This window comes from Sphingomonas sp. S2M10, assembly GCF_012650175.1.
GTDB lineage: Bacteria > Pseudomonadota > Alphaproteobacteria > Sphingomonadales > Sphingomonadaceae > Sphingomonas.
Map to the genome: position 1 here is coordinate 1 of NZ_JAAILI010000073.1, position 8,920 is coordinate 8,920.

At 63.1% G+C, this 8,920-nt stretch carries 11 protein-coding genes; 8 read left to right on the plus strand and 3 right to left on the minus strand.

Annotated features, from left to right (window positions below; translation table 11 throughout):
- Positions 1-472: 472 nt before the first annotated feature.
- Both S2M10_RS17280 and S2M10_RS17285 read left to right on the plus strand, forming a co-directional pair.
- On the plus strand, positions 473-664 hold the full coding sequence (locus tag S2M10_RS17280; RefSeq protein WP_042469189.1) for a hypothetical protein: 192 nt from the start codon (positions 473-475) through the stop codon (positions 662-664).
- A 44-nt stretch (positions 665-708) separates the two neighbouring features.
- Positions 709-2,538, plus strand: a complete 1,830-nt coding sequence (locus S2M10_RS17285; protein WP_042469188.1) for a ParB/RepB/Spo0J family partition protein — start codon at positions 709-711, stop codon at positions 2,536-2,538.
- A gap of 166 nt (positions 2,539-2,704) precedes the next feature.
- Here S2M10_RS17285 and S2M10_RS17290 read toward each other — a convergent pair whose 3' ends face one another.
- Both S2M10_RS17290 and S2M10_RS17295 read right to left on the minus strand, forming a co-directional pair.
- Positions 2,705-3,070 (minus strand): hypothetical protein, encoded by a 366-nt coding sequence (locus tag S2M10_RS17290; RefSeq protein ID WP_042469187.1) that lies wholly within the window; start codon positions 3,068-3,070, stop codon positions 2,705-2,707.
- A 5-nt stretch (positions 3,071-3,075) separates the two neighbouring features.
- Positions 3,076-3,585 (minus strand): hypothetical protein, encoded by a 510-nt coding sequence (locus S2M10_RS17295; RefSeq protein WP_231738850.1) that lies wholly within the window; start codon positions 3,583-3,585, stop codon positions 3,076-3,078.
- Between the two features lie 274 nt (positions 3,586-3,859).
- On the opposite strand from S2M10_RS17295, the gene S2M10_RS17300 reads away from it, so the two are divergent.
- From S2M10_RS17300 to S2M10_RS17325, 6 genes are all read left to right on the plus strand, one after another.
- Complete coding sequence (locus S2M10_RS17300; protein WP_042469185.1) at positions 3,860-4,159, plus strand: hypothetical protein; 300 nt, start codon at positions 3,860-3,862, stop codon at positions 4,157-4,159.
- Positions 4,160-4,464: 305 nt separating this feature from the next.
- Entirely contained in the window at positions 4,465-4,851 is a 387-nt protein-coding gene (locus S2M10_RS17305; protein ID WP_042469183.1) for a DUF3768 domain-containing protein, read from the plus strand.
- A gap of 128 nt (positions 4,852-4,979) precedes the next feature.
- Positions 4,980-5,237, plus strand: coding sequence for a hypothetical protein (locus tag S2M10_RS17310; RefSeq protein WP_042469301.1), 258 nt, complete (start codon positions 4,980-4,982; stop codon positions 5,235-5,237).
- A 2-nt stretch (positions 5,238-5,239) separates the two neighbouring features.
- Complete coding sequence (locus S2M10_RS17315) at positions 5,240-6,529, plus strand: Fic family protein (RefSeq protein ID WP_042469182.1); 1,290 nt, start codon at positions 5,240-5,242, stop codon at positions 6,527-6,529.
- Between the two features lie 531 nt (positions 6,530-7,060).
- Positions 7,061-7,414: a hypothetical protein gene (locus S2M10_RS17320; RefSeq protein WP_231738854.1), complete on the plus strand. Its 354-nt coding sequence runs from the start codon at positions 7,061-7,063 to the stop codon at positions 7,412-7,414.
- 292 nt (positions 7,415-7,706) lie between these two features.
- Complete coding sequence (locus S2M10_RS17325) at positions 7,707-8,159, plus strand: flagellar hook-basal body complex protein FliE (RefSeq protein WP_042469180.1); 453 nt, start codon at positions 7,707-7,709, stop codon at positions 8,157-8,159.
- A gap of 79 nt (positions 8,160-8,238) precedes the next feature.
- Here S2M10_RS17325 and S2M10_RS17330 read toward each other — a convergent pair whose 3' ends face one another.
- Complete coding sequence (locus tag S2M10_RS17330) at positions 8,239-8,709, minus strand: nuclear transport factor 2 family protein (RefSeq protein ID WP_053003295.1); 471 nt, start codon at positions 8,707-8,709, stop codon at positions 8,239-8,241.
- Positions 8,710-8,920 lie beyond the last annotated feature (211 nt).

The following is an 8,920-nucleotide window of genomic DNA, read 5'->3' on the forward strand; positions in this document are numbered from 1 at the left end:
CGTTTCCCTTTCGGAATTTCAGCTGGTTCGTCACCGGCACCGGTAAGTCGGTCAGGCATGAGCTATGCCAATAAGCTCAGTTCATACGAACACTCCTTTCTTCTTCGCGCCACAACGGCGCACTCCCAAAGGGTAACGATCCTCGCGTGAGGTGTGCCACGTGGCACACCTGCGGACGCGCAAAGATGCGAGACGCTCCCCTGTAGAGCGCCACGGCCCTCCCCCGGAGGCCCGCCAGCGCGGGGAACACCAAGGGCTGCTGCCCTTTCGTTCCCGAAGGAAAATAGACGGCCCCGTGTGGTCCGCCAAGCGCGGCACCCGACGCCCTAAGGGGCGTCGGCCGCGCTAAGGCGGCCTGCCCGCGCCAGGCCATCGATTTTCCTCCTCCCTCCCCATCCCGCTCCTCGCCGGAGAGGCAGACCCGGTTGCTGCGGCAACCGGCTTTCAGCCGCAGGAAGAAGGAGGAAAGAGAATGGCTTACACCCGATACAAGGGCGATCCCTACTGGAAACGGGCCAATGTGGACGGGACCAGCGCGGACGGCACCCCCTACCGCCGTGGCGAGCGCGTGTTCTTCTATCCGCGTTCCGGCGCGACCTACGCAGGGGACGGCGCGGCGCGCGCATCGGCCGAGTTTGACGAACTCGCGAGCCTCGAAGGCTGACCCCTCCCCCATCACCGAACCTTATTCAGATCAGGAGCATCATCATGGGTATCATCACCGTCAAGCTGTCGCAGCTTCGCCTTTCCCCGCTCAATCAGCGGCGCGTGAAGCCTTCCGCCGTCGAGAGCATGGCCGACGACATTGCCGCGCACGGCCTGTTGCAAAACCTTGTCGCCTATGAGGACGAGGGCCTGTTCTATGTGTTCGCCGGAGGGCGGCGCTATCGCGGCCTCAAAGAACTGGCGAAGCGCAAGCAGATCAAGAACAGCGACGCGTTTCCCGTCGAGGTCCGCACCAAGGAAGAGGCCATCGAACTGTCGCTCGCGGAGAACTTCCAGCGCGAGGACATGCACCCGGCAGACAGCATCCGCGCCTTTGCGGCGCTACGCGATACCGGCATGGACGCCGAGGAAATCGCTGCCCGGTTCGGTCAGGCGGTCAGCTTCGTCTATAAGATGCTTCGCCTTTCCGCGCTGGCACCGGCGCTGATCGACCTGATCGCCAAGGACCAGTTGTCGCTTGAGGCGGCGCGCGCGCTCACCCTCACTGACGACCACGACCAACAGGTGAAGGTATGCAAGGCGGCGAACGGCCACGCCCACACCATCCGGCGGATGCTCACCACCGAGAAGGTGGACACCACCAGCGGCGCGTTTATCTTCGTCGGGCGCGACGCCTACGAGGCGAAGGGCGGGACGATCACGGTAGACCTGTTCAGCCAAGGGGCCGAGGGGTTTGCCGACCATCCCGAGCTTGTGCAGGAACTGGCGGAGGACAAGCTGGACGGTATCGCCGACGAGTATCGCGCGATCGGTTGGCATGAGGTCCGCGCCACGCTGGACCGGCCCTACGACCTTTACATGAAGGGCAGCCTGTATCCGGCCACGCGCGAGCCGACCGAGGACGAGGCCGCGCGGATCGAGGCAATCGACGTCGCTATCGAACAGATCGCCGAGGCCGAGGGCGAGGACAGCGACCGCATCGCGCCGTTGTCCGATCAGCGGGATGCGATCACTGAGGGCTTGCGCGGGTTCAATGCCGAGCAGGTCGCGGTCGGGGGCGTGGCGCTCTGGGTTTCGCATGACGGATCGCTCGGCAAGAGCTTCTATCGCGCGAAGGCCGAGCCGAAGCCCAAGGCGAGCAGCGGCGAGCCGCAGCCGCTCTACAGCAACAGCCTTGTTGCAGACCTGTCGCGGATCAAGACCCGCATCGTGCAGGAGGCGGTTTCAGCCGACCCGGCGCTGGCGCTGGATGTGCTGCTGGACAGCCTTGCGGGTCAGCTACTCCACGGCGCGCACAGCTATCAGATGGCGATAGACGTGCAGGCCAAGACCATCGCGACCGATGTTGCCGACGACCTTATGGCGACCAGCGACGTGCGGGAGGTCGAAGAAACGATGGCCGACCGCTTCGCATCGGTCCCAGCAGATGGCCGGTTCGAGGTCATTCGCGCCATGAGTCACGACGACAAGATGGCGCTACTCGCCGGATTGGTGGCGATGACGGTGGACGGCACCTTGTTCGCAGGCGGTGCCCCCGGTGCGCGTCACCATCACTTTGAGCAGGTGGCCCGCGCGACAGGCGTGGACATTGCGACCCGCTGGCAAGCCCCCATCGCCCTGTTCGACAAGATGCGCCGTGCGGCCCTTATCGACCTACTCCGCGCCGAATGCGGCGATGCCAGCGCCGACAACTGCGCAACCATCAAGAAGAAGGCAGACTTGGCGGTCAACGTGTCGGGGCGGCTCGCTTCGCACTGGCTTCCCGCGCCGATGCAGATCGGGGCGTTCGACCAGCCCGAGCGGCACGAACTGGACGATCCCGACGCCGATGCCTTCGATGGCGAGGACATGGAGGCCGACGAAATGGCGTAAACGGATACGGGGGGCGGTGATAATCACCCCCTTTTCTCGACCAACCGCCCAGCATCAGCCCCCTCGCCGGCGCGACAGCCATGCTCTGCATGGCCGTCGCGCGCGCTGCCCTTGCAGATCAGCGCACGCCGCCCGCCCACAAGGGACGGGCGGCGCGATGGCGAGTTTAATCGTAATGCGGGCCATCTACGTGAGTGCCGCTCAAATCGACGCCGCGCCGAACTGCCACGAGGTCGAAACGCTTGAAAAATGCGAGCGCTTCCCCCGGCGTGATGCGCAATTCGACAGCACGCACCTCTGCCGGGGCTGGCTCAAACTCAGCAGACCGAAGAAGATAAGCCACCAGCGACACATCGGTCACGGGTGTCCCCTGGTTCTCCCCAGAAGCGATCCTGAATCCAATGACACGCTCGTCGCTTTCAGCTTTTCCCAAAGACACCAGATGGCCGGCAAGCGCGACATTATCGGAAATGTCCGCGGCAACGGTTCCCTTGAAGTCGTTGTATTGGACGCCAGCGTTGAAGGTATCCATTGCTATCACTCCATTCTGCTATTCGCGTGTGAGCCGCGCAGCCCGTCACCCAAGCTGATACTACGACCGCCGCCATTCCTCACCAAGATCGCGCGTGGTTCGAACCATGCGAACAGATCGCCCAAGGCCCGACGTCTGTAAGCATTCAGCCATCGCCGGCGCCGATGTTCGGCCGCGTCATGGATCATATGGCATCGCTGGCAGAGTGCAGCCAAATTGCGTGGTGCGTTGTCGGTGGGGTCATGGTTCAGATGCGCACACGCGATATAGACCCGCGTGATGCGCACGATCGTCGCCACGTCCGACTTAGGCGCACGCACCCGGCGACCGCGCCCGTCGCGCCATTGGTGGCGATCAGCGTCCCACCAGCGTCCGTCACCCAAGTGGAACACCCGCCGGCCGTGCGGGCGCTGGCAATGCTCGCAGCGCCCCTTGGCGCGGCCGAACCGGATCAGCCTCGACAACTCAGGCCAGTCGATCGGGTAGAGCCAGCGATGTTCGGCCATGATCGGCATGACGATTCTATGAGTCAGCCGAGTCGAGAACGAAAGCAGAAAATCGGCTAGCGGTCCGCCCCGTGGGCGGGCGTTGGTTTGTAGAGGCAGTCCGTCAGTCTCCGCCCATCGTGAGGGGCGCGGAACGCCGCCTCAAGGATCAGCGGTCCCCCCAATTTGCTGCGCAAATCGGCTCCCCCGCTGCCCGGCAAGCCGGCCGCTGGCGCGGTCCTATGACCCGGCGTTCCGCGCCCCTCCCGCCGTCGTCGCCAATCACGGCAACACGGAGGTTTCCATGTCCCATCATCGCCTATTCGCGCAGCTCGCCTTCGAGCGCGCGCTGGGGATGGCCGCGCTGAACGCGCTGGTCCAGGCCGTCGTCGAAAGCGACCAGTTCCGCGCCGATGGCCGCGATCGTGACCCGCGCCACTTTTGGGTTCTCGCCGGAGACCTGGAGGAGGTCGTGCAGGATCGCATCCGCGACGTTCTCGATGGTCCCGGTCTCGGTGTTGTCGAGCGTGGCGAGCTGTTCCATCAGCCGCGTATCGTCGATCTGGTGATCGCCGCCCGCGACGCACGCAACGCGCCCTCCTGACGGGGGCGCGCTTGCGCGCGATAGTGCCGTGCGGAGATCCGCACCGCGCAACTCTCGCCGATCGCGATGCGCGCGACCGGCGCTAGGGGAACACCAAGGGCGCTGCCCTTTCGTTCCCGAACGACAATCGACCGCCCGTGTAATCCGCCAACCGCGGCACCCGTCGCCGGAGGCTTCGGCCGCGCTAGGCGGCTCGCCCGCACCAGCGGTAGATTCTCGCTCCCCCTCCCCATCCCGTCCTCGCCGGACAGGCAGGGCCGTGAGGCCGAGCGGCCTTGCGGCCCATGCCAGAAGGAGGATCAGTGATGTGCAGCCCCGAACAACTCGACACCATCCGTCGCCTTAATGACCTAGCCCGGAGCCAACCGGGCACCGCATCCATCGCCAACGTCACGCTGGGTTTCCAGTCTCTCCCCGACGCGGATCGCTTCGCGGCGCTGGCGGCGATCGTCGGCTTCTCGCAATTCACCGGCGACAACGATCCTCACGGAGAACATGATTTCGGCGCGGTTTATCGGCTCGCGACGGGAACGTGGACGCAGGAGCGACCGAGCGACGACAAGGCAATCGCCGAAACCGTTTTCTGGAAGGTGGACTACTACGACAACACGCTTACCTATGGCAGCGAAGCGCCGTGGGATGAGCAACAGACCAAGCGCGTGCTGACGATCATGCTCGCGAGCGAATACTGACGTCCCCGGCGTGCGATCCGCGTTCAAGCGAGCGCGGATCGCGACGCACCGACCGGCTCTTATCGCACGTGATTTGTTGAGGAATCGCGTTGGAAGGCGTAGGGTTATGAGCAGAAAGGATGACCGCGATGGCCCAGATCGATCTTGAAACGCTGCGCGAGCGCATCCGCCAGATGGATTTCGAGCGCGGCAGCCCTGAACAGGTTGCGCTTTGGCGCGAGGACGTAGCGGAAGCCCGTGCCAATCTCGTTATCGAGGATATGACCCCGACCATCGACGAGGACGCGATGTTCTCGATGATGCTCGACGAGGGCGTTCCGCCCGCCCTCATGCCCTCGATTATCCTCAGTCTCTATCAGCCCGGAACCCGCCAGATCGCTGCCTGACCTTGGCAAGCGATCCTTATACATATCCCGGCACCGAGACGCTTCGTAACCGGCTCGGGATTACGGAAGACAAAACGCTTACCGAGGCCGAACGACGACTGACGCAGGCGCGCGGCGCGGAGGCTGCGCGCCTGACCTTTCCAGCCACCGCCGACGGCTACCGTGCCCTTCACAAACACCTGTTCCAAGACCTCTACGATTGGGCAGGCCAGGACCGCACCGTCAACATCGCCAAGGGCGGATCGAGCTTCGCCGCCGTCCCCTACATCGCGCGCGAACTCGACAAGCGGTTCGCCGAGGTAGGAGCGCAGAGCGGCTTGCGGGTGCTTCCTCGCGACGAGTTTTTCGATCGGCTCGGCAACCACATCAACGAGATCAACGCCATTCATCCCTTCCGCGAAGGGAACGGGCGCACCATGCGCCACCATGCCGCCCAGCTCGCCCGCGAAGCCGGCCACCCGATCCGCATCGCCGCGATCGACAAGGACCGTTGGATGGAGGCGTCCCGTCACGGCTTTCTTACCGGCGATCATCGCGGAATGGCGGCGGTTCTCTCCGCAGCGGCGATCAAGCGCGACCTCGCGCCCGAGGCGCGGATTGGCCCCGCAGGGATCGCCATGCTCCCCAAGCGCGCGCCGCCCGAGGGGCAACGCTACCGCGTGACGCTGACCAAGGCGCGCGAGGAGCTGGAACGCTATTTGCCGGCCGCTCGCCAACAGGCGGCCGATCGGCTGCGTGGGTTGATTAAGGAGGGTGCCCCCTCCCCCGCCATCGCCAACGCGCGCACCGAACTCGCCTATGTCCGCCATGCCAAAGGGCCGATCTATCAATCGCACCTTCTCACCTATCTAGGTGTCCGTCAGGTCGATGCCGTCGTGACGCCGCAGCAGACGCCGTTGGAGCGCGTGCGGGAGATCGGCGCAGCACTCGGTGTTCAAATCAACAACCAGCAGCCGGCCCAGCTCCAGCGCGCCGTGCGGTCGCTGGAGCGGCCGATCCTGCCCCCTGGTCACTCGCCGGGGCAGGAGCGGCTTGCCGAGCTGTTCCTGAAGAACACGCCGGAGAAGAACCAAGCCGATCCGCGCCTTGCGCCCGCCCAGGCAATCGTCGACGCGGCCATGAAGACCGCGCGCGATCGGGGCGAGAGCGCGCGCATGGTCGGAGCCATCGCGGAGTCGACGCGCCAGCTCGTCGCCGATCGGATCAAAGCGGGCGGATCGCTGGACGTCAAAATCGGCCGCGCGACCCCGGCGCAAGCGCCAGCACCGCGCGATAAGGACCGGAGTCGCTGACAGCTTTTGGAGGACGGGGGAATGTGCAATCGGTTGTGTGATTGCGGTCCCCGCCGCAAGCGGGAACCGGATTGTCAACGCAAGGAGATGCGGTCGTGAAACCTGATACGGTCACCGTCACAGATGAAACGTGAGTTGTCACCTTCGTGTCGAATATCTCAAAGTGCCTGCTTCCGGCATTCAGAATTGATATCAACCCTCCATGCTTCAAAGAACTTCATTTCCGGGTTGGGAAATATCAGATCGAGAGCGCAAAATACTCACGCTAAACTTTTATTGCGTTCTCTTGATTAAAACCGCGTAGTCGCGATTTTTGACATCCATGATCCGTCTTGCTCGGTCTTAACGTCAGCGGCAGGGATCGAACCCGCACCCCATTGCCGGGGATCGCTTTAGCGATACGTCTGCCAATCCTGGGGATGAGACCTCCCCGGTGCCGCGCGAAGTCTTCCCTACCGAGAAGAAGACCCCTCGGTGCGCCTGGGCGTGCGGTGATCGTCGCCGGGCAACCGGCCATTGGAGCCGGTCACGATGGAATGGGGCTTCGCGATCCAGGCGCCGAGCAAGCGCGACCCGGTCGTGAAGCTGGACAAGTATGTGACCCATGGCCGCAACCTCGCTTCATCGATGTGGAAGCCGTCGCTCGCCAACCCGGAGCGGCGCTGCCTTGTCCCGTTCACCCATTTCGCCGGACCCCACCCCGAGGGCGGGACTGGCGACGATGGCAAGCCCCGGCAGATGTGGTTCTTGATCCCCAATGAGCCGATCGCGTTCTTCGTCGGCATATGGCGACCGACTGTGCGTAGCGAAGCCTACGCCTTCGCCGAACGCGATCGTCTCGCCATGGCATCCCAAGGCGATGCCGGTAATCCTCCATCTGCGTGACTTCACCACATAGCTTGACGGGCCCCACGAAACGGCGCTGGCGCTGGTGCGACCCTATGATGGATGATGCGGACCGCGCTGCCTATGCGACCGGCGTGCTTCGCACCGGGAGCCGGATCGAGGGGCGACGCTGGTATCAAGACAATACCCTCGAACCTATCCGCGACGAGACGTTGCGCGAGGGATCGGTGCATAGCTTCATGAATAGGCAATCAGTACTAAGTTCAATTAACCATGCCATAACGGTTTCAATGCGACATGTCGGTGCGCTGAAGGCGCACCGAGGTAAAATATGAGCAGCATCTCCATCAATGATGTCATGGCTTTGCGGAACGCTGTCCTCGACAAGAACGCGGCGCTTCGGAACGTAGCAAGCAACCCGAACTCTGTCTCCGTGTCCGGGGCTGCGAAAGGAGCGGCTTTTGACGCAGCGATGCACACCGCGCTGGGAAAGGCGGATAGCCCAAATTCTGTCTCAGGCGTGGGCGGAGCGGCGGCCGTTTCGCAATCAGGACACGCCGATCTAGGCGGCTTCGCCGCTACTTTTCAGACGCAGCTTCAAAAAATTAATGCGATCAATGCGCGCGCTGGTGCTTTGACGGTTGCCTACGAACGCGGAGAGGAAACCGACATCGCGAAGGTGATGCTTGCGCGGCAGGAGTCCTCAATCGCATTCGAGGCGACGTTGCAGGTTCGCAACAAAGTGCTGTCCGCCTACAAGGACATTATGAGCATGCCGGTGTAGCGCAATCCCGAAAGCACCTCCCTGAGTCGTTAATCCCTGCTGAGAAATACGTTCACGCACCAGCCTCCGCCTACCTCCATTAGCTTCCCTTCGGCTTACGAGCACTGTTGTGCATGGACACGATCTTCCAGCTGCCGCCCACCTTTTTAAGTACGCTTGAGGCAACACCGAGCCGTTCGGCCGCCTCACCGGTTTTGGGCTGAATCCGGTAACGGTAGGTTTCGGTTGCAAGGGCAACCGGTCCCTCGAAGCGGACGTCGACCTTGTAGTCTGAGAAACGGAACGATTTGAACTGCTTCAGCTCGGGACCGAGATGATGAGCCAAGTACGTGGTGTAGCTGCCCTCAGATGCTCCTGTCTCGAAAATCTGCGCGTTGGTCGTGAACAGTCGCTCGGTTCCAGCGGCGTCAAGCTTTTCGATCGCCTTCTTGTACGACGACAGCACAGCCTTCACGGCGCGCGCATCAGCGGCTCGAGCGTCAGACTGCGCCCACGCCGCGGCGGGCAGAGCAATTGACAACGCCATGATCGTCTTCATCCCGATGTTCATTCCTGATCTCCCAAAATAAAACTCTCCACTTTAGGCTATCGCCGTTTGAGGCAATACGGGGACCGGTGAGAGGATGGTCGAAAACGTACGCTCTCATGACTGCCATCCGAGATGCTGACCGAGTTTAGTCCTTCGCTGGCCGCGAGACCAGCGGTCGCATTGACCTTGGCGGGTGTGCCGCGGGCGCCTGATCGACGACGATTGATCACGC